This is a genomic window from Nocardioides sp. Z38_18 (assembly GCF_058215695.1).
Map to the genome: position 1 here is coordinate 1,078,040 of NZ_JBZAJE010000002.1, position 17,091 is coordinate 1,095,130.

A 17,091-nucleotide genomic window follows, 5' to 3' on the forward strand; every position below is an offset into this window, starting at 1 on the left:
TCCGCCATGACTGACGCCCCGCAGGCCCCGACCGACGCCCGGCTGGGCCATCTCGTCGACCTGTGGCACGGGGCGTGCGCGGACTTCGTCGCCCTCGTGCGCACCATCTCGCCGGACCAGGCGGACCTCCCCACCGACCTCGCGGGGTGGACCGTCCGGGACGTCGTCGCGCACATCGCCCACCTCGAGGCAGTGCTCGCCGGGACCCCGGAGGAGACGATCAAGGTCGCCGAGGCACCGCACATGCGGGGGCTGCTCGGCTACTACACCGAGCAGGGGGTCGAGGCCCGCCGCGGTCACGACCTGTCAGCGCTCGCCGACGAGATCGAGCACGCCGTGGCGACCCGTTACGCGCAGCTGCAGGCCGAGCCGCCGACGGATCCCGCGGCGGCCGCACCGCTGACCCCGGCCGGGATGCCGTGGGACAACCAGACCCTGCTGAGCAACCGCCCGCTGGACGTGTGGATGCACGACCAGGACGTACGCCGCGCCATCGACCGCCCGGGAGGCTACGACTCCCCCGCGGCCGGGCACGTGCTGGCGGTCTTCGGCCGGGCCCTGCCGATGGTGGTGGGCAAGCGGCTCGCCCCGCCGGTCGGCACGACGGTCCGTCTCGCCGTACCGGAGGCAGGCCTCGACTGGACCGTGCGCGTCGGCGCCGACGGCCGCGCCACCGCGACCGACGACGCGGCCGCGCCGGACGTCTCGGTGACCCTGACCCCCGAGGACTTCGTGGTGCTCGCGGGCGGCCGACGGGGACCGGAGTCCGTGCAGGCCCGGATCGAGGGGGACGAGGACCTGGCCCGCCGCCTGCTCGCCTCGCTGGCGGTGACCCCGTGAGCGCGAGGCCCTGGAGCCCCGAGGACATCCCCGACCTGACCGGCAAGCGCGCCCTGGTCACCGGGGTCACCAGCGGCATCGGTGAGAAGACGGTGATCGAGCTCGCCCGCCACGGCGCGCACGTCATCCTCGGCGCCCGCAACGCCGACAAGCTCAAGGCCTCCATCGCGACGATCACCGAGGAGGCTCCCAGCGCGCAGCTGCATCCGCTGTCGATCGACGTCTCCGACCTCGCCTCGATCCGGAAGGCGGTGACCGAGGTCGAAGGGCCACTGGACATCCTGATCAACAACGCGGGCGTGATGGCCACGCCGTACCACCGCACCGACGACGGCTTCGAGCTCCAGATGGCCACCAACTACTTCGGGCCGTTCGCGCTCACCGGGCTGCTGCTGCCCCAGCTCGCGGCCTCCGGCGACGGGCGGGTCGTCGCGGTCGCCTCGCAGGCCAGCCGGCTGACCCGGACTCCGCCGCTGGACGACCCCCGGGACGAGAGCGGCCACTACGGTCGCTACCGCGGCTACGCGAAGTCCAAGCTCGCCGACCTGATGTTCGTGCTCGAGCTCGACCGCCGTGCCCGTGAGCTCGGCGTGCCGGTCAGGGGCCTCGCCGCCCACCCCGGCTACTCCGCGACCGGACTGATGGGCGCCGGTCGCAACCACGGCAACACCAAGCAGCGGCTGCGGTGGAGCGCCACCATCATGCAGGCGGTCTTCGAGGTCGCCGGACAGCCGCCGGAGCTGGGAGCGCTGCCCACCCTGATGGCGGCCACGGCCGACCTGCCGGGGTCGACCTACGTTGGCCCGAGCGGCGTCCTGCAGATGAAGGGCCATCCGCGGATCGTGAACCCGCGCAAGCTTGCCACCGACCGGGAGGCGCAGCGCCGGCTGTGGGAGATCAGCGAGGAGGCCACCGGCGTGAGGTTCCTCGACCAGTGATCCTGCGACCCATCACCGCTGCCGACCACGCCGATGTGCTGGCGCTCAACGAGCGCAACGTGGAGGTGCTCGCCCCGCTCGACGAACCCCGGCTGGAGCAGCTCGTGGAGCTCGCCGACACGGCGGCGGTCATCGACGTGGACGGCGAGTTCGCGGGCTTCGTGATCACGTTCGCCTCCGGCTCGGCGTACGACGGGGAGAACTTCGGCTGGTTCTCCCGGCGCTTCGACAACTTCTGCTACCTCGACCGGGTGGTCATCCACGAGGACTTCCGTCGCCGCGGGCTCGGCACCCAGGTCTACGACGAGCTGGAGTCGACCTGCGGGCGCCCGCTGTTCGCCCTCGAGGTCAACCTCGACCCCCCGAACCACGCCTCCCTCACCTTCCACCACGCCCGCGGCTTCGCCGAGGTCGGCCAACGCGTCTCCGCCGGCCACCTCGTCTCGATGTTCCTCAAGACCCTCCCCACCTGAGTCGCGCCGTAGCTCGCCGACCGGGCACAAACGTCACGCCGTAGCCCGCCGACCGGGCACAAACGTCGCGCCGTGGCCGCTGAGCGGGCGATTGTGTCCGCACCCGCCGATCTCGGCCGACCATTACTGCCCGCTCGAGACGTTTTCGCGAGACATTTCTGCCCGCTCGGCGCGCAACGGCGGGACGCAATTGCCCGCTCGGCGTGCTCAGTTGACGACGCGGAGGACGACCTGGTTCTTGGAGTACCTCACGTTGGCGGAGAAGTGGCGCTGGTAGAGGCGGACCAGCTCGGCGAGGTCTCGGGGGGCGAGCTTGATGCAGCCGGCCGACTTGTAGTCGTTGATGCGGGGCACCTCCCAGCGGCAGACCTGGTCGCCGCGGCGGTCACGGCACTGCCGGTTGCCCCGGCCCTGCTCGGTGTGGATGAACAGGTCCACGCGGCGGGTGCCGTTCGGGCAGGTCTTGTCGTCGATCCGGAAGGCACGGCCCTTGATCAGGTTGCCGGGGTAGTTGTCGTGCTGGCGCATCGAGTAGGTGCCGTTGGGCAGCCAGCCCTTGTTCTTGGCGCAGGAGTTGACCCCCGCGCGGCCGAGCATTCCTGAGCCGGCCCGCCAGCTGCGGGTCTCCACGGTCTTCCAGGCACCGGCCCGGCGCTGCTGGAGCTCCCAGACCAGGCGCGAGCTGGACGGGTTCTGCCAGGACTTGTCGAAGGTGACCACGGCTCGCCAGGGTGAGGCAGCCGATCCGGCGGGGGCGGCGACGACCAGGGCCGCGCCGATCACCAGCAAGGAGATGGCCGCAGCCAGGAGTCTGTGCACCCTCCCGATTTTAGGTCGCAGGTCACGTCCGGCGGGGCGAAACGTCTGCCATGCTCACCCGATGACGCGGGCCCGGGGCGCACTGGTGTGGCTTCTCGGCCCCGCCCTCGCTGTGTCCTCGGCGTGCGGCCCGGGTGGTTCCGCGCCGGATCCGGGCAGCGCCCAGGGACGCGTGGAGGCCCTCGAGCGCGCGCTGGTGGACGCCGACTCGGCCGCGGCGATCGAGCTGGTCGAGGACCGCCGGTACGCCGTCTCCACCGCCCTGCTGACCGACGCCGTGCTGGAGCGTGGCGCCCTGGCCGGCCAGGAGGTCGAGCTCGAACGGACCGACACGGACCTGGACTCGGTGCGCTACGCCCTGCGGCTGCCTGACCAGGAGTCGAGGCCGTGGCTCGAGCCCGAGCTGCGTCGCTCCGGGGAGTTCGTCGGCTCCGCGCTGCCCACGATCAAGCTGCGTGGTCCGGGTGTGACGTCGGTGTCCATCAGCGGGGTGCAGGTGGACGTCGGCCCGCTGCCCGGCGAGGGGCAGTCGTTCTACCTGCCACCGGGCGAGTACGACGTCGGCGTCGGTGGCGCGGACCGCTACGTCGACCACGGCCCCACCCAGCGGGTCGACACCCGCAGCCTGCGCCTTGACGGCCTGGAGTTCCCGGCCCGGCTGCGTCCTCCTGGCCGGGCGCAGGTCGACCGGGCGGTGCGGTCCTTCGTGAAGCGCTGCACGGAGCCGCTGCGGGGCAACCGCCCGGCCGGCTGTCCCGCCCGCAAGGCGTTCGTCGGGGGGCTCGAGTCCTCGCAGTGGACGCTGGACTCCTACCCCCGGACCAGCGTCGAGGCAGGCGCCGCGGACTGGCAGCTGAGCACCCCGGACCCGCCGCTGGGACGGATGACCGGAGTCGTCCGTGACCGCGAGACCGGTGCCACCGAGCAGGTCACCGACACCGTCCCGTTCGCCTTCTCCGGCACGATCGCGGTCCGCGGCGACGAGCTGGTGATCCGAATCCCGGGCTACTGAGGCGTCCTCTCGTCCTTGCGCGCTGCACCGGACTCGTAGCAGGTTGAGCGAATGCGACTCCTCGTCCTCGGCGGCACCCAGTTCCTCTCCCGGGCGGTCGCGGCGGAGGCCGTCACCCGCGGGCACGACGTCACCTGCGCCGCGCGCGGGCTCTCCGGCCCGGTTCCCGACGGCGCCCGGCACGTCCCGCTGGACCGGCAGCGCCCGGACTGGTCGGCGCTGCAGGGCGAGTGGGACGCGGTCATCGACGTGGCTCGGACGCCGTCCTGGGTCGCGGCGGCGCTGGAGGCACTGGCCGACCGGGTCCCGCACTGGACCTTCGTCTCCACGATCAGCGTGTACGCCGACCAGTCGACCCCCGGCGGCACGCCCGAGACACTCCCCCTGCTCCCGGCCCTGCTCCCGGCCCTGCTCCCGGCGGCCGGCAGCGACCTCGACGAGGACTCCCCCGAGCAGCACGGCTCGAACAAGGTGGCCTGCGAGCAGCTGGTCAGGACCCGGGCCCACGAGGCGCTGGTGGTCCGCCCCGGGGTGATCATCGGCCCGGGCGACCCGAGCGGCCGGTTCACCTACTGGGTCGAGCGGCTCGCCGAGGGCGGCGACGTGCTCGCGCCGGAGTCCCCGGACCGCGAGGCCCAGGCGATCGACGTACGCGACCTCGCTGCCTGGATCGTCTCCTGCGCCGAGCAGCGCCGCACCGGGGTGTACGACGCCACCGGGCCCACCAGCCGCCTGGGCGACCTCGTCGACGCCGTGGCCCTGGCCGTCGGCCCGGCCGGCGCGGAGGCGACCGTGACCTGGGCGCCCGCCGACTTCCTGCTCGAGCGCAACGTCACCTACTGGGCCGGCCCGCGCTCCCTGCCGCTGTGGCTGCCCGCGGAGAGCCGCGGGATGACCACCCACGACGTCACCGCGACCCTGGCGGCCGGGCTGCGCCCACGCCCCGTCGAGGAGACGGCCCGCGACACCCTCGCGTGGCTGCGCGCGGCGCCGGACGCGCCGCGCACCGGCCTGACCCGCGCCGAGGAGCAGGACCTGCTCGACGACTGGCACACGATCCTCGTGTGAGCCGAGTTCGCCCACGCCACTCGACAATAGAACGTGTTTCAGTTTTGATGACCCAATGGACAAATCTGTCGTGCTCTTCACCAGCGATCGCGGCATCACTCCCGCGGACGCGGCCCGCGCCGCCGAGGAGGCCGGATTCCACGGCTTCTACGTGCCGGAGCACTCGCACATCCCCACCAGCCGGGACTCGGCCCACCCCGGGACCGGCGGTGAGCTCCCCGACGACCGCTACCTGCGCATCCTCGATCCGTGGGTCTCGCTGGCGACCGCGGCGGCGGTGACCAGCACGATCCGGCTCGGCACCGCGGTCGCGCTGCCGATGGAGCATGACCCGATCACCCTGGCGAAGACCCTGGCCACCCTGGACCACCTCTCCGGCGGCCGGGTCACGCTCGGCGTCGGCTTCGGCTGGAACGTCGAGGAGCTCGAGGACCACGGCGTCCCCGGCAAGAAGCGGCGCACCGTGCTGCGCGAGTACCTCGAGTTGATGCAGCGGCTGTGGACCGAGGAGGTGGCCTCCTACGAGGGCGAGTTCGCAAGCCTCAAGCCGAGCTGGGCCTACCCCAAGCCGGTCCAGCAGCCCCGGATCCCGATCCTCGTCGGTGCAGGCGGTACGCCGAAGAACTTCGACTGGATCGTCGCGAACGCCGACGGGTGGATCACCACGCCGATCGAGACCGACATCGAGGACCGGGTCGCCGCCCTCAACCAGGCATGGGCCGACGCAGGCCGTGCGGGCGACCCGCGCATCGTCGTACTCCTGACCAGCCGGCTCGAGCCGGGCCAGCTGGAGCGTTGGGAAGCACTCGGGGTCGACGAGGTGATGTTCGGACTTCCGGACCGGAGTGCCGAGGACGTGGTCGCGTTCATCGCGCGGCTGGGCGCCTCACTGAACCGCCCGACCGAGGCGGCCTGATGAGCACGTACGTCGTCAGCGGCGCCGCCTCGGGCATCGGGGCCGCGATCGCCACCAGGCTGCGCCACGACGGCCACACCGTGATCGGGGTCGACCTGCGCGACACCGACGTCATCGGCGACCTCGCCACCCAGTCGGGCCGCGACAGCGCGGCCGCCGAGGTGGCCCGGCTGACCGACAAGGTCGACGGCGTCGTCCCGTGCGCGGGGGTCGCCGGCCTCACCGGGGTCGACCCGCAGCTGGTGGTCTCCTTGAACTTCTTCGGCGCCATCGGCCTGGTCACGGCCCTGCGGCCGCAGATGGGGGATGGCTCCAGCGTGGTCCTGATCAGCTCCAACTCGGTCACCGCCCAGCCGGGCTGGAACGCCGACGTGACCGCCGCGTGCCTCGCCGACGACGAGGAGAAGGCGCGGCGCCTCGCCTCCGGCGAGGACGCGGTGAACATCTACCCGGCGACCAAGGCGGCGCTCGCGTACTGGGCCCGCCGCGAGGGGATCAAGGCCGAGTGGGCCGGAGCCGGCATCCGGGTCAACGCCGTCGCGCCCGGGATGATCGCCACCCCGATGACCGAGCAGCTGCGCAACGACCCCAAGCTCGGCGTGTTCGCCGACGCCTATCCCACGGCGCTGAACCGCCCCGGCCGCCCCGAGGAGATCGCCGCCATCGTGGCGTTCCTGCTCTCCGAGGAGGCCAGCCTGATGGTCGGCTCGGTGGTGTTCGCTGACGGCGGCACCGACGCGCTGCTGCACCCGCTCAAGCCCGCCGGCATGAACGTCCCCAAGATCGCGCTGGGCGCGATGGACGCGATCAGCAGTGCCGTCACCAAGCTCAAGGCGCTCCGCTCGCCCTGACCTGCCCCGGCTCAGGTGAGGCGTACGACGATCCAGTCGGCCGCCCCGAGCAGCACCAGGAAGCGCAGGTAGCGGCCGACGAGGCAGGTGCTCAGGAACAGCCAGAAGTTCACCCGGAACTGTCCGGCGAGCACGGCGATCACGTAGAGCGGCGGGATGCCGGCCGAGGCCGAGAAGAACAGCAGGGCGACCGTCCCGCGGGGGTGGTCGGCGATCCAGACCCGCCACCGCTCGTAGGACCTCGTCCACTTGGCGGAGGACATCTTCCTGCGCAGCCAGGGGAGGTTCATCGCCCAGTCGGCCGCGGAGTACAGCAGCACCTTGCCGGCCGTCTGCCCGATGGCAGCGGCACCGGCGACCTGCCACACCCCGACGTCGCGGATCGCCGCGCCGACGGCCGCCAGGTAGGCCTCGATGTTGACGAACGGCAGCAGCGCCGATCCGAAGGCCACCAGCAGCGTGGTCAGGACGAGCTTCACGGTCGGGCGAGGTTGCCCGCCCGCGGCTGCCCCAGGACCCCCTCCGGGTCGGACGGGACCGGCATCCCGATGCGGAGCAGGCTGACCACCGACCAGCACTTGGCCACGAGCAGGGCTGTCGCGATCGCCAGTCCCACCCACATCCACCCCGTCGTCAGGAGCAGGATCGCGAACAGGCCGGAGTTCACCGCCTTGGCGGGGTGCGACCAGTTCCGCAGCCACAGCCCGCGGTCGATCACGTAGAAGTAGTTGGGGCTGGTGATCGGCCACGCGAGGAAGCTGAGCGAGAGGAAGCAGTCGACCACCATGAACATGGTCAGGTAGACGAAGATCGCCGGGGCGAGGTGCGGCTCCAGCCAGGCCAGCCCGACGTAGAAGCCGGCCACGCAGAGCCGGTCGCACAAGATGTCGATCACCGCGCCCGTACGGGTCTCGCAGTCCAGGACGCGGGCCACCAGGCCGTCGAGGGAGTCACCGACCCAGTGCACGACCAGCGCGATCACCAGCAGCGTCAGGCTCTCCTGGCCCGCGGCCGTCGCCGCGAGCGCCACGGAGGCGACGGTGCGGACCATCGTCACGATGGTCGCCGGCGTCTGCAGTCGCTCCCGCGACGGGTCGGCCGTGACCCTGCCTGGCTCGGTCATGTGCCAACGCTAGGCCCGCGCGGGCGAATATCCCATCAGGCATGACCCTGTACGGCCCCCGAGTTCGAGTCTTCTGGACACCGGGGGTGCGCACAGGGTCCTACGTAAGCCGCCGGGCCAAAGGGGGCCGGCCTCAGCTCACGTCGCGCCGCGTGGTGAGCAGGACCCCGATCCCGGAGAGCGCCGCTGCCCAGCACCCGAGTGCGATGGCCGCGGCCCACCAGCTCAGGCGGGTTGCGTCCGGGGAGTTCTGCACCGCGTTCACCACGGCGTTGGTCGCCTCGGTCGGCATGAACGGCGCAATGTGCTCGGCGCCGAAGTCCCAGGCGCTGATCGCGAGGCCGACCAGCGGCTCCACGATCCAGGCCACGCCGATGCCGACGAGCAGGGCGGCGACCTGGTTGGGGATCAGGATCCCGATGCCGAGCCCGATCAGTGCCCACAGCCCGAGCACGAGCAGGCTCAGCGCCAGCGTGCGCAGCACCTCGGCGGAGGGGAACGCATCGGCCCCACGAAGACTGAGCGTGAGCGCGCCCACCGACACCGAGCCCAGCAGGCTGATCACCCCGTAGACGACACCGATGATCAGCAGTGCCACCACCTTGGCGAGCATCGCCGTCGCGCGGCGCGGGACGGCGAGGAAGGTCGTGGTGATGGTGCTGTGCCGGTACTCGGCACCGATCTGGATCACCCCGATGGTCAGCATCAGCAGGTAGCCGAAGCTGATCCCGGCGGTGTAGACGCTGTTGGCGATCTGCAGGTCGTCACCGGTCGGCATCCCGGCCTGCCCGCCCGCGGTCGTGGCGGCGTCGGAGGTGAACAGGATGCCGAAGAGGAGCGCGAACGCAGCGCCTGCGAGGAAGATGCCGATCGCCATCCCCCACCACAGCCGGGTGGTGAAGAACTTGAGCAGCTCGGAGCGCACGACGCGGGGGAAGGAGACGTTCATCAGGCCACCTGGTTGCGGTTGGTGCCCTCGGTGAGGGACAGGAACAGCTGCTCGAGGTCGGGACGCTGCGCACGCAGTTCCCAGACCGGCAGCCCGGCGGTCAGGGCCACGTCGCCGACCTGACGCAGGTCGTCGGTCTCGACGGTCAGCAGGCCGTCCGCGGCGGTGGTCGAGCCGAGCCCGGCCGCCAGCAGCGCCTCGGCCAGCCGGACCGGGTCGGAGGTGCGCACCCGCGCCGTGGCGGTGCCGCTCAGCTCGGACATGCTGCCCTGCCGGACCAGCCTGCCGTTGGCGAGGATCACCACGTCGTCGACGGTCTGGGCGACCTCGAGGAGCAGGTGGCTGGAGACCAGGATCGTCTTGCCCTGGTCACGGCTGAGCCGGGAGAGGAACCCGCGCAGCCAGCGGATGCCCTCGGGGTCGAGCCCGTTGGCCGGCTCGTCGAGGATCAGCACCTTCGGGTCGCCGAGCAGTGCCGCCGCGAGGGCGAGCCGCTGCCGCATGCCCATCGAGTACGCACCGGCCCGGCGCCGCGCGAACGCGGGGATCCCGGTGAGCTCGAGCATCTCGTCGACGCGGGTGTCCGGGATCCCGTGGGTCGAGGCCATCACCCGCAGGTGGTCGCGCCCGGAGCGGCCCGGGTGGAAGTTCGTCGCCTCGAGCGCAGCACCGACCGTGGCGAGCGGGTTGCCGAGGTCGGCGTACGCCTTACCGTCGATGGTGACGCCGCCCGAGGTGGGCCGGACCAGCCCGAGCGCCATCCGCAGGGTGGTGGTCTTCCCCGCGCCGTTGGGGCCGAGGAAGCCGGTGATCCGCCCCGGCTCCACCGTGAAGGTGAGGTCGTCGACGGCGGTGAAGCTGCCGAACTTCTTGGTCAGGTTGGTGATCTCGATCCGGGCTCCGGCCGCCACGCTGCTCCTTGGACTCGTCGCAGCGTCAGTAGATCAGCGCTGCTGCTGGGTCCTGCATCATCGCAGCAACGTCGGAGAGGAACCGCGACCCCTTCTCCCCGTCGACGTGGCGGTGGTCGAAGCTGAGCGCGAGCTGGGTGACCTGGCGTACGACGATCTCGTCGGTCGAGCCTGTCGAAACCACCCACGGCATCTTCCGCACCGCACCCAGGCACAGGATCGCGGACTCCCCCGGGTTGATGATCGGCGTGCCGGCGTCGATCCCGAAAACACCGACGTTGGTGATCGTGAAGGTCCCGCCCGCCATCTCGGGCGGCTGCGTCCGCCCCTCGCGGGCGACGGAGGTGAGCTGGTTCAGCGACCGCGCGAGGTCGAGCAGGCCGAGCCGGCCGGCGTCCTTGATGTTGGGTACGACGAGCCCGCGGGGGGTGGCCGCGGCGATGCCGAGGTTCACGTAGTCCTTGAACACGATCTCCTGCGCCGCCTCGTCCCAGAACGAGTTGATCTCCGGCGTACGCCGCATCGCCAGCATCGCCGCCCGGGCGAGCACCAGCAGCGGGGACACCTTCACGTCGCGGAACTCCCGGTGCTCCCGCAACCGGTCGAGGAACTCCATCGTCCGGGTGACGTCGACCGTGACCCACTCGGTCACGTGGGGTGCGGTGAACGCGGAGGACACCATCGCCTGCGCCATCACCTTGCGCACGCCCTTCACCGGCTCCCGCCGCTCCCCGCCGCCCGATCCGGTGGTCGAGCTTGTCGAAACCCCGCCCCCGCGCGCAGCCCGAGGGGTTTCGGCAGGATCGACCCCTGTGGGCTCGCTCCCCGCCACCGCGGCCTGCACGTCGTCGCGGGTGATCGTCCCGTCCGGGCCGGTCCCGGTCAGCGAGGCGAGGTCCACGCCGAGGTCCCTGGCGAGCTTGCGCACCGGGGGCTTGGCGCGGGGACGACCCGGGCCGGAGCCCGGCTCGGGGCTCGTCTCGGCCGGCGCCACGCTGTGCGCCGGGACGGCCGGCTCGTCCGCCTCGACCACGGCCGCGGACTCGGCGCCGCCGGGCGCGAACGCCCCCTGGAGCTGCAGCTGGGCCGCGGCGCCCGCCTCGGTCGGCGGCGACGCGGGACCCCTGCGCGCACGGCGCACCGGCCCGCGGTCGGCCTTGTTGCGCCCGACCAGGCTCTCCCCCTCACCGCCCCCGCTGGCGGCGGGGTTGGAGAGGTCCATCCCACTGAGGTCGGCCGGCCCCGCGGGCTGCTCGGCGGCCTCGCCGATCGAGATGATCGGGGCTCCCACCTCGACGGTGTCGCCCTCGGAGACGAGCAGGGCGGTCACCGTCCCGGCGTAGGGCGAAGGGAGCTCGACCAGCGACTTGGCCGTCTCGATCTCCACCACGATGTCGTTGATCTCCACGACGTCGCCCTCGCGGACGCGCCAGGACACGATCTCCGCCTCGGTGAGCCCCTCGCCGACGTCGGGCAGCAGGTAGTCGGCCATCTCAGAACTCCAGCGACCGGTCGACGGCGTCGAGCAGCCGGTCGAGGTCGGGCAGGAAGTCCTCCTCGATCCGGGAGGCCGGATAGGGGGTGTCGAACCCGCCGACCCGCAGCACCGGCGACTCCAGGGAGTAGAAGCACTCCTCCTGGATGCGCGCGGCCACCTCGGCGCCCATGCCGAGGTTGACGTGGGCCTCGTGGGTGACGATGGCGCGGCCGGTGCGGCGTACGGACGCGAAGACCGGCTCGAGGTCGAGCGGGCTCAGCGTGCGCAGGTCGATCACCTCCAGCGAGCGGCCCTCGGTCGCGGCCGCCTCGGCGGCCCGCATCGCGATCTTCACCATCGGGCCGTAGGCGAGCACGGTCGCGTCCGTGCCCCGCCGCACGACACGGCTGGTGAACAGCGGCTCGGGGGTGGCGGACTCGTCGAGGTCGGCCTTGTCCGCGTGGTACTGCCGCTTGGGCTCGAGGAAGACCACCGGGTCGTCGGAGGCGATCGCCTGCTGGATCATCCAGTAGCCGTCCACGGGGTTCGAGCAGGCGACCACCTTCAGGCCCGGCGTGTGCGCGAACTGTGCCTCCGGGCTCTCGGAGTGGTGCTCGACCGCCCCGATGCCGCCACCGAACGGGATCCGGATCACCATCGGCATCGGCGACCTGCCCTTGGAGCGGTAGTTCATCTTGGCGACCTGGCACACGATCTGGTCGTACGCCGGGTAGACGAACCCGTCGAACTGGATCTCCACCACCGGGCGGTAGCCGCGCAGCGCCAGCCCCACGGCGGTGCCGACGATGCCGGACTCGGCCAGCGGCGAGTCGATCACCCGGTCCTCGCCGAAGTCCTTCTGCAGCCCGTCGGTGATCCGGAAGACCCCGCCGAGCTTGCCGACGTCCTCGCCCATCACCAGGACCTTGGGGTCGTCCTCCATCGCCTTGCGCAGGCCCATGTTCAGGCCCTTGGCGAGGGTGATCTTCTGGGTGCTCATCCCTGGGCTCATCCCTGGGCTCATCACTGGGCTCATCCTTGGGCCCCCTCGAAGCTCTCCAGGTAGGCGGCGTAGCCGGCGCGCTGCTCGCGCAGCTCGACGGTCTCCTCGGCGTAGACGTAGTCGAACAGGTCCAGCGGCGCCGGGTCGGGCAGCGCCTTGCACCCCTCACGAAGGCGGTGCCCGAGCTCGTCGGCCTCACCCTTGAGGTCCGCGACGAAGGCGTCGTCGACCAGCCCGTTGCGGCGCAGGTAGACCTCCAGCCGGGCGATCGGGTCCTTGAGCTTCCACCGCTCCACGTCGTCGGAGAGCCGGTAGCGGGTGGGGTCGTCGGTGGTCGTGTGCGCGCCCATCCGGTAGGTGTAGGCCTCCACGAGCGTGGGCCCGCTGCCCTCGCGGGCCCGCTGCAGGGCGGCCTGCGTGACGGCGTACGTCGCGAGCACGTCGTTGCCGTCGACCCGGACGCCGGGGAACCCGAAGCCCAGCGCCCGCTGGTAGAGCGGGATCCGGCTCTGCCGCTCGATCGGCTCGGAGATGGCCCACTGGTTGTTCTGGCAGAAGAACACGACCGGCGCGTTGTAGGAGGCGGCGAAGATGAACGCCTCGTTGACGTCGCCCTGGCTGCTGGCGCCGTCGCCGAAGTGTGCGACCACGGCCGTGTCCCGGTCCGGGTCACCGGTGCCGACCGCGCCGTCGCGCTGCACCCCCATCGCGTAGCCGGTCGCGTGCAGGGTCTGCGCGCCGATCACGATCGTGTAGAGGCCGAAGTTGGTCTCCTTGGGGTCCCAGCTGCCGTGGTCGACGCCGCGGAAGAGGCTGAGCAGCTTGAGCGGGTCGATGCCGCGGCACCAGGCGACGCCGTGCTCGCGGTAGGTGGGGAAGACGTGGTCCTGGGGCCGCAGCGCGCGGCCGGCACCGATCTGCGCGGCCTCCTGGCCCAGCAGCTGGGCCCAGATGCCGAGCTCGCCGTGACGCTGGAGGGCGGTGGCCTCGGTGTCGATGCGGCGGGTCATCACCATGTCGCGGTAGAAGCCCCGCAGCTGGTCGCCGCTGAAGTCCTGGTCGAAGTCGGAGTGGTGCACGCGCTCACCCTCCGGGGTGAGGAGCTGGACCAGCTCCGGGCCGCCGTCGGCCAGCGAGGGGCCGAAGGCCTCCACGAGGTCGGGACCGAAATCGGGCATCACACACTCCTGTCTCCGGGCGAGTGCGGGGTCTCCGCGATCGCGACGTGCAGCGGGTCGGCGGTCGCAGGGATGGCGCGGCCGACGGCCCATTGATTGGGTGGGAGCACTGTGACCCAGGCCACACTTCCCCCGACAAGATAACGGACGATCCGGACCGTGACCCAGCGCCCCCGGTCAGGCGGGCTGGAACTTCCGCGGCCGGCGGCTGCGAGTGGCGGCCGCGACGCCGACGACGGCGATCACCAGACCGACCACCTCCCGGGTGTTCAGCGTCTCGCCGAGCAGCAGCCAGGCCAGCACGGCCGTCACCGGCGGCATCAGGAAGAACACGCTCGCCGCCGCCCCGGCGCCACGGGCCCGGACCAGGATCCCGAGCAGCCCGAGACCGAGGATCGAGTTCACCACCGCCAGGTAGACCAGGGCGATCCCGGCCGCTGCCGGATCGCGTACGACGCCGGTCCCCTCCACCAGCACCGCGAGCAGGAGCAACGGCGGAGCCGCCGCGCCGAACTGGATCGCGCCGGACCACAGCGGATCCGGCGCGTACCCGATCCAGCGCTGCCCCAGCGTGCCGGCGCTCAGGGCGAGCACACTCACCACCCCGCACAGGATCCCCACGGTTCCGCCCGCCTGGTCCACGTCGGGGCCCAGCACCAGCACCACCCCGGCGACACCGATGACGAAGCCGAGGACCTGCACCCGGCTGAGCCGCTCCCCCAGGAACGCGGCGGCCAGCAGGGCGGTGAGGACCGGGCTCAGCGAGTGCATCAACGAGGCGAGCGTCGCTCCCAGGCCCGCGTCGAAGGCGATGTACATCGCGGCGAACTGCACCCCGTTGAGCACGAAGCCGGAGAGCCCGATCCGCACGGCATCGGCCCGGGTGACCCGCACCGGTCCGCGGAGCACCCGGGCGAGCGCCCAGGCGATCACCGCCGCCAGCAGGAACCGCACCGCCACCAGCATCAGCGGGGACATCGCCTCCACGCCGTACGGACCGGCGATGTAGCCCGAGGACCACACCAGCACGAACCCGGCCGCGGGCAGGAACGGGAGGTGCCGGGTGCTGGCCATCGGTCTCCCGTTCCGTGGGCTGGCAGGGTGTCGCCCCACCCTAGATCTGCTTGACTCGACGGATGAGTCGTCAGCAATCAGATACCCCTCGCGTGGTCTCCGAGTCGATCGAGGTCGCAGCGCCTCCCGAGACCGTGTTCGCGATCCTGGCCGACCCGCGCCAGCAGTCCCGCATCGACGGTTCCGGCTCGGTCCGTGGCCTGCTCAAGGGCCCCGACCGGCTGAGCAAGGGCGCGACGTTCGGCGTGGACATGAAGCTGTTCGGGCTGCCGTACAAGATCCGCAACACCGTCGTGGAGTTCGAGGAGGGCCGCCGGATCGCCTGGCGCCACTTCGGCGGCCACCGCTGGCGCTACGTCCTCGAGCCCACTCCGAGCGGGACCCGGGTCACCGAGTCCTTCGACTACAGCATGTACGGCGCTCCGCAGCGCCTGCTGATCGAGCTTGCTGGCTTCCCCGCCCGCAACCGCAAGGGGATCGAGGGCACGTTGGTCAACCTCAAGGAGGCCGCGGAGGCGGACGCCCGCCGGGCTTCTTGAGTCTGCAGGGCTGCTTGCCAGCAATTGCTGGCAAAAGTCAGTCCTGTCGCCACTCGAGACGGGAATTCGCCAGCAATTGCTGGCAAAGTCACCGGTCCCCGGACAACGAGTCGGCCAGCCCGTCCAGGACGAGGTCTAGCCCGAACTCGAACTCGGTGCCGAAGTCGTAGCCCGGCTTGAGCACGTGCTCGGTCGAGAACTCCACGAGGTAGGGGAACGCGCCCGTGCCGAACAGCTCGTTCAAGTTCATCGACTCGGCCACCTCATGGACCGTCTCCGGTCCGTTGATGGGCAGTGAGGCCTCCGACATCGCGAAGCCGTAGATGTAGCTGTCGAGCAGCGCGTAGGCGTGTGCGGTCGCCTCGACCGAGAAGCCGCCCTCCCTCAGGGTGCCGATCACGGCGTTGAGGTGGGTCAGGGTCGCAGCGCCGGGCGAGGTCCGCGCCTGCAGCAGCGGGATCGCCCACGGGTGGACCCGCAGCACGGCCCGCACCGAGAGCGCGCGTCGGAGCATCTCCTCGCGCCAATCACCGCCGGGTCGGGGCAGCTCGAACTCGCCGAAGACGAGATCGACGATGCCGTCGATGATCTCCTCCTTGTTCGCGACGTGGTGGTAGACCGACATCGGCTTCACGCCCAGCTCCTCGGCCAGGGACCGGATCGTCAGGCTCGTGAGCCCGCCGCGGTCGGCCACGTCGACGGCGGCACGCAGCACCCGGTCGCGGCTCAGGGGAGCCCGTCCCGGGCTGCTCTGGGGGCCCGTTCTCGGCATCTCACTCCTTGGGGGTAGCGCTTCCGTACTTAGTACGTTACCGTAACCGTACTAAGTACGAAGACCTCGTCCACCGGTTGGAGCAGCCATGGGAACCCGAGACCAGCAGTCACCGACCCGATTCCCTTCCCGTCCCGGCGCGGAGACGATGCGGGCAGTCGTCCGGCACACCTACGGTTCCGCGGACGTGGTCCGGGTCGAGTCGGTCCCGCGCCCCACGGTCGGTGAGCACGAGGTGCTGGTCCGGGTGCACGCGGCCGGTCTCGCCAGCAGCGACTGGCACCTGATGACCGGCAAGCCGTACCTGATGCGGCTCGCGACCGGCGTACGCCGCCCGCGGCAGCCGGTGCTGGGCGGCGATCTCGCCGGGACCGTGGCGCAGGTGGGGTCGGCCGTGACCCGGTTCGCGCAGGGGGACGAGGTGTTCGGCATCGGCCGCGGCTCGTTCGCGGAGTACGCCGTGGCACCGGAGGCCAAGCTGGTCGTGAAGCCTGCCAACCTGACCTTCGAACAGGCAGCCGTGGTCCCGGTCTCCGGTCTCACCGCGCTCCAGGCCGTGTGTGACACCGGCCGGGTCCAGGCCGGGCAACAGGTCCTGGTCACCGGGGCCTCGGGCGGCGTCGGCAGCTTCGCCGTCCAGGTCGCGAAGGCCTACGGCGCCGAGGTCACCGGCACCGCCAGCACCGGCAAGCTCGACCTGGTGCGGTCCCTGGGTGCCGACCACGTCATCGACTACAACCGCGACGACTTCGCCGACGGCGTACGCCGCTACGACCTGATCATCGACATCGCGGGCAACCCGAGCCTGACCCGGCTGCGACGGGCACTGACCCCGGCCGGGACCGCGGTCATCGTCGGCGGCGAGGAGGGCGGCAACTTCTCGGGAGGGATGAACCGCCAGCTACGCGCACTCGCCGTGTCCGCGGCGACTCGCCAGCGGCTGACCATGTTCCTGTGCAGGGAGAACTCCGCCGACCTCGACCGGCTCACCTCCCTGGTCGAAGCCGGCGAGGTCAGCCCGCGCCTGGACCGGACCTATCCGCTGGCCCAGGCCTCCGACGCCATCCGCCACCTGGCGGCCGGCCGGGCCCGCGGGAAGGTCGGCATCAGCATCGCCCCCACGACGTACGACGCCTGAGCGCAACCGC

Annotated in this window: 19 protein-coding genes; 9 read left to right on the top strand and 10 right to left on the bottom strand. The window is 71.6% G+C overall.

All coding sequences use genetic code 11. The annotated features are described in order from the left end of the window. The first annotated feature begins 6 nt into the window (after positions 1-6). Genes AC4BGC_RS16340 through AC4BGC_RS16350 form a run of 3 tightly spaced genes read left to right on the top strand, consistent with a single transcriptional unit; the run spans position 7 to position 2,251 of the window. Positions 7-840, top strand: a complete 834-nt coding sequence (locus AC4BGC_RS16340; RefSeq protein WP_490556639.1) for a maleylpyruvate isomerase family mycothiol-dependent enzyme — start codon at positions 7-9, stop codon at positions 838-840. Continuing rightward, entirely contained in the window at positions 837-1,778 is a 942-nt protein-coding gene (locus tag AC4BGC_RS16345) for an oxidoreductase (RefSeq protein WP_490556640.1), read from the top strand. Before AC4BGC_RS16340 ends, AC4BGC_RS16345 begins: the two co-directional genes overlap by 4 nt. Continuing rightward, on the top strand, positions 1,775-2,251 hold the full coding sequence (locus AC4BGC_RS16350) for a GNAT family N-acetyltransferase (protein ID WP_490547381.1): 477 nt from the start codon (positions 1,775-1,777) through the stop codon (positions 2,249-2,251). The genes AC4BGC_RS16345 and AC4BGC_RS16350 overlap by 4 nt, the downstream gene beginning before the upstream one ends. Before the next feature lie 207 nt (positions 2,252-2,458). Here AC4BGC_RS16350 and AC4BGC_RS16355 read toward each other — a convergent pair whose 3' ends face one another. Beyond that, positions 2,459-3,070 carry a hypothetical protein gene (locus AC4BGC_RS16355; RefSeq protein ID WP_490547380.1) on the bottom strand — a complete coding sequence of 204 codons (612 nt, stop codon included), beginning with the start codon at positions 3,068-3,070 and terminating at the stop codon, positions 2,459-2,461. A gap of 61 nt (positions 3,071-3,131) precedes the next feature. On the opposite strand from AC4BGC_RS16355, the gene AC4BGC_RS16360 reads away from it, so the two are divergent. Genes AC4BGC_RS16360 through AC4BGC_RS16375 form a run of 4 tightly spaced genes read left to right on the top strand, consistent with a single transcriptional unit; the run spans position 3,132 to position 6,917 of the window. After that, on the top strand, positions 3,132-4,082 hold the full coding sequence (locus AC4BGC_RS16360; protein WP_490556641.1) for an LPS-assembly lipoprotein LptE: 951 nt from the start codon (positions 3,132-3,134) through the stop codon (positions 4,080-4,082). Between the two features lie 51 nt (positions 4,083-4,133). After that, positions 4,134-5,150 carry a Rossmann-fold NAD(P)-binding domain-containing protein gene (locus tag AC4BGC_RS16365; protein ID WP_490556642.1) on the top strand — a complete coding sequence of 339 codons (1,017 nt, stop codon included), beginning with the start codon at positions 4,134-4,136 and terminating at the stop codon, positions 5,148-5,150. Between the two features lie 55 nt (positions 5,151-5,205). Further along, a complete protein-coding gene (locus AC4BGC_RS16370) occupies positions 5,206-6,066 on the top strand; it encodes an LLM class F420-dependent oxidoreductase (protein ID WP_490547377.1) in 861 nt (286 codons plus the stop codon). Next, positions 6,066-6,917 (top strand): SDR family oxidoreductase, encoded by an 852-nt coding sequence (locus AC4BGC_RS16375; RefSeq protein ID WP_490556643.1) that lies wholly within the window; start codon positions 6,066-6,068, stop codon positions 6,915-6,917. Before AC4BGC_RS16370 ends, AC4BGC_RS16375 begins: the two co-directional genes overlap by 1 nt. Before the next feature lie 11 nt (positions 6,918-6,928). Here AC4BGC_RS16375 and AC4BGC_RS16380 read toward each other — a convergent pair whose 3' ends face one another. The 8 genes from AC4BGC_RS16380 to AC4BGC_RS16415 all read right to left on the bottom strand — a co-directional run bounded on the left by AC4BGC_RS16380 (position 6,929) and on the right by AC4BGC_RS16415 (position 14,632). Further along, complete coding sequence (locus AC4BGC_RS16380; protein ID WP_490556644.1) at positions 6,929-7,396, bottom strand: VTT domain-containing protein; 468 nt, start codon at positions 7,394-7,396, stop codon at positions 6,929-6,931. Further along, a complete protein-coding gene (locus tag AC4BGC_RS16385) occupies positions 7,393-8,040 on the bottom strand; it encodes a CDP-alcohol phosphatidyltransferase family protein (protein WP_490547374.1) in 648 nt (215 codons plus the stop codon). The genes AC4BGC_RS16380 and AC4BGC_RS16385 overlap by 4 nt, the downstream gene beginning before the upstream one ends. Positions 8,041-8,173: 133 nt before the next feature. Continuing rightward, complete coding sequence (locus AC4BGC_RS16390; protein WP_490547373.1) at positions 8,174-8,989, bottom strand: hypothetical protein; 816 nt, start codon at positions 8,987-8,989, stop codon at positions 8,174-8,176. Beyond that, positions 8,989-9,900, bottom strand: coding sequence for an ABC transporter ATP-binding protein (locus AC4BGC_RS16395; protein WP_490556645.1), 912 nt, complete (start codon positions 9,898-9,900; stop codon positions 8,989-8,991). Before AC4BGC_RS16395 ends, AC4BGC_RS16390 begins: the two co-directional genes overlap by 1 nt. Positions 9,901-9,925: 25 nt before the next feature. Continuing rightward, positions 9,926-11,392 (bottom strand): dihydrolipoamide acetyltransferase family protein, encoded by a 1,467-nt coding sequence (locus AC4BGC_RS16400; protein WP_490556646.1) that lies wholly within the window; start codon positions 11,390-11,392, stop codon positions 9,926-9,928. 1 nt (position 11,393) lies between these two features. Continuing rightward, the gene (locus tag AC4BGC_RS16405) at positions 11,394-12,377 is read right to left on the bottom strand and encodes an alpha-ketoacid dehydrogenase subunit beta (protein WP_490556647.1); all 984 of its coding nucleotides are present in this window, start codon (positions 12,375-12,377) and stop codon (positions 11,394-11,396) included. 32 nt (positions 12,378-12,409) lie between these two features. Beyond that, on the bottom strand, positions 12,410-13,558 hold the full coding sequence (gene pdhA / locus AC4BGC_RS16410) for a pyruvate dehydrogenase (acetyl-transferring) E1 component subunit alpha (protein ID WP_490556649.1): 1,149 nt from the start codon (positions 13,556-13,558) through the stop codon (positions 12,410-12,412). 177 nt (positions 13,559-13,735) lie between these two features. After that, the gene (locus tag AC4BGC_RS16415; RefSeq protein WP_490547368.1) at positions 13,736-14,632 is read right to left on the bottom strand and encodes a DMT family transporter; all 897 of its coding nucleotides are present in this window, start codon (positions 14,630-14,632) and stop codon (positions 13,736-13,738) included. Between the two features lie 62 nt (positions 14,633-14,694). On the opposite strand from AC4BGC_RS16415, the gene AC4BGC_RS16420 reads away from it, so the two are divergent. Continuing rightward, the gene (locus AC4BGC_RS16420) at positions 14,695-15,171 is read left to right on the top strand and encodes an SRPBCC family protein (RefSeq protein ID WP_490556651.1); all 477 of its coding nucleotides are present in this window, start codon (positions 14,695-14,697) and stop codon (positions 15,169-15,171) included. Positions 15,172-15,259: 88 nt separating this feature from the next. Here AC4BGC_RS16420 and AC4BGC_RS16425 read toward each other — a convergent pair whose 3' ends face one another. Then, positions 15,260-15,943, bottom strand: coding sequence for a TetR/AcrR family transcriptional regulator (locus tag AC4BGC_RS16425; protein ID WP_490556652.1), 684 nt, complete (start codon positions 15,941-15,943; stop codon positions 15,260-15,262). Between the two features lie 88 nt (positions 15,944-16,031). Here AC4BGC_RS16425 and AC4BGC_RS16430 point away from each other — a divergent pair, with 88 nt between their 5' ends. Beyond that, complete coding sequence (locus AC4BGC_RS16430; RefSeq protein WP_490556656.1) at positions 16,032-17,081, top strand: NAD(P)-dependent alcohol dehydrogenase; 1,050 nt, start codon at positions 16,032-16,034, stop codon at positions 17,079-17,081. The last annotated feature ends 10 nt before the right edge of the window (positions 17,082-17,091 follow it).

Excerpts from the sequence above, each read along its gene's own strand:
- AC4BGC_RS16340 (WP_490556639.1), top strand. The coding sequence starts at position 7 with ATGACTGACGCCCCGCAGGCCCCGACCGACGCCCGGCTGGGCCATCTC.
- AC4BGC_RS16360 (WP_490556641.1), top strand. The coding sequence starts at position 3,132 with ATGACGCGGGCCCGGGGCGCACTGGTGTGGCTTCTCGGCCCCGCCCTC.
- AC4BGC_RS16365 (WP_490556642.1), top strand. The coding sequence starts at position 4,134 with ATGCGACTCCTCGTCCTCGGCGGCACCCAGTTCCTCTCCCGGGCGGTC.
- AC4BGC_RS16370 (WP_490547377.1), top strand. The coding sequence starts at position 5,206 with ATGGACAAATCTGTCGTGCTCTTCACCAGCGATCGCGGCATCACTCCC.
- AC4BGC_RS16375 (WP_490556643.1), top strand. The coding sequence starts at position 6,066 with ATGAGCACGTACGTCGTCAGCGGCGCCGCCTCGGGCATCGGGGCCGCG.
- AC4BGC_RS16385 (WP_490547374.1), bottom strand. The coding sequence starts at position 8,040 with ATGACCGAGCCAGGCAGGGTCACGGCCGACCCGTCGCGGGAGCGACTG.
- AC4BGC_RS16390 (WP_490547373.1), bottom strand. The coding sequence starts at position 8,989 with ATGAACGTCTCCTTCCCCCGCGTCGTGCGCTCCGAGCTGCTCAAGTTC.
- AC4BGC_RS16400 (WP_490556646.1), bottom strand. The coding sequence starts at position 11,392 with ATGGCCGACTACCTGCTGCCCGACGTCGGCGAGGGGCTCACCGAGGCG.
- AC4BGC_RS16405 (WP_490556647.1), bottom strand. The coding sequence starts at position 12,377 with ATGAGCACCCAGAAGATCACCCTCGCCAAGGGCCTGAACATGGGCCTG.
- pdhA (WP_490556649.1), bottom strand. The coding sequence starts at position 13,558 with ATGCCCGATTTCGGTCCCGACCTCGTGGAGGCCTTCGGCCCCTCGCTG.
- AC4BGC_RS16415 (WP_490547368.1), bottom strand. The coding sequence starts at position 14,632 with ATGGCCAGCACCCGGCACCTCCCGTTCCTGCCCGCGGCCGGGTTCGTG.
- AC4BGC_RS16420 (WP_490556651.1), top strand. The coding sequence starts at position 14,695 with ATGAGTCGTCAGCAATCAGATACCCCTCGCGTGGTCTCCGAGTCGATC.
- AC4BGC_RS16425 (WP_490556652.1), bottom strand. The coding sequence starts at position 15,943 with ATGCCGAGAACGGGCCCCCAGAGCAGCCCGGGACGGGCTCCCCTGAGC.
- AC4BGC_RS16430 (WP_490556656.1), top strand. The coding sequence starts at position 16,032 with ATGGGAACCCGAGACCAGCAGTCACCGACCCGATTCCCTTCCCGTCCC.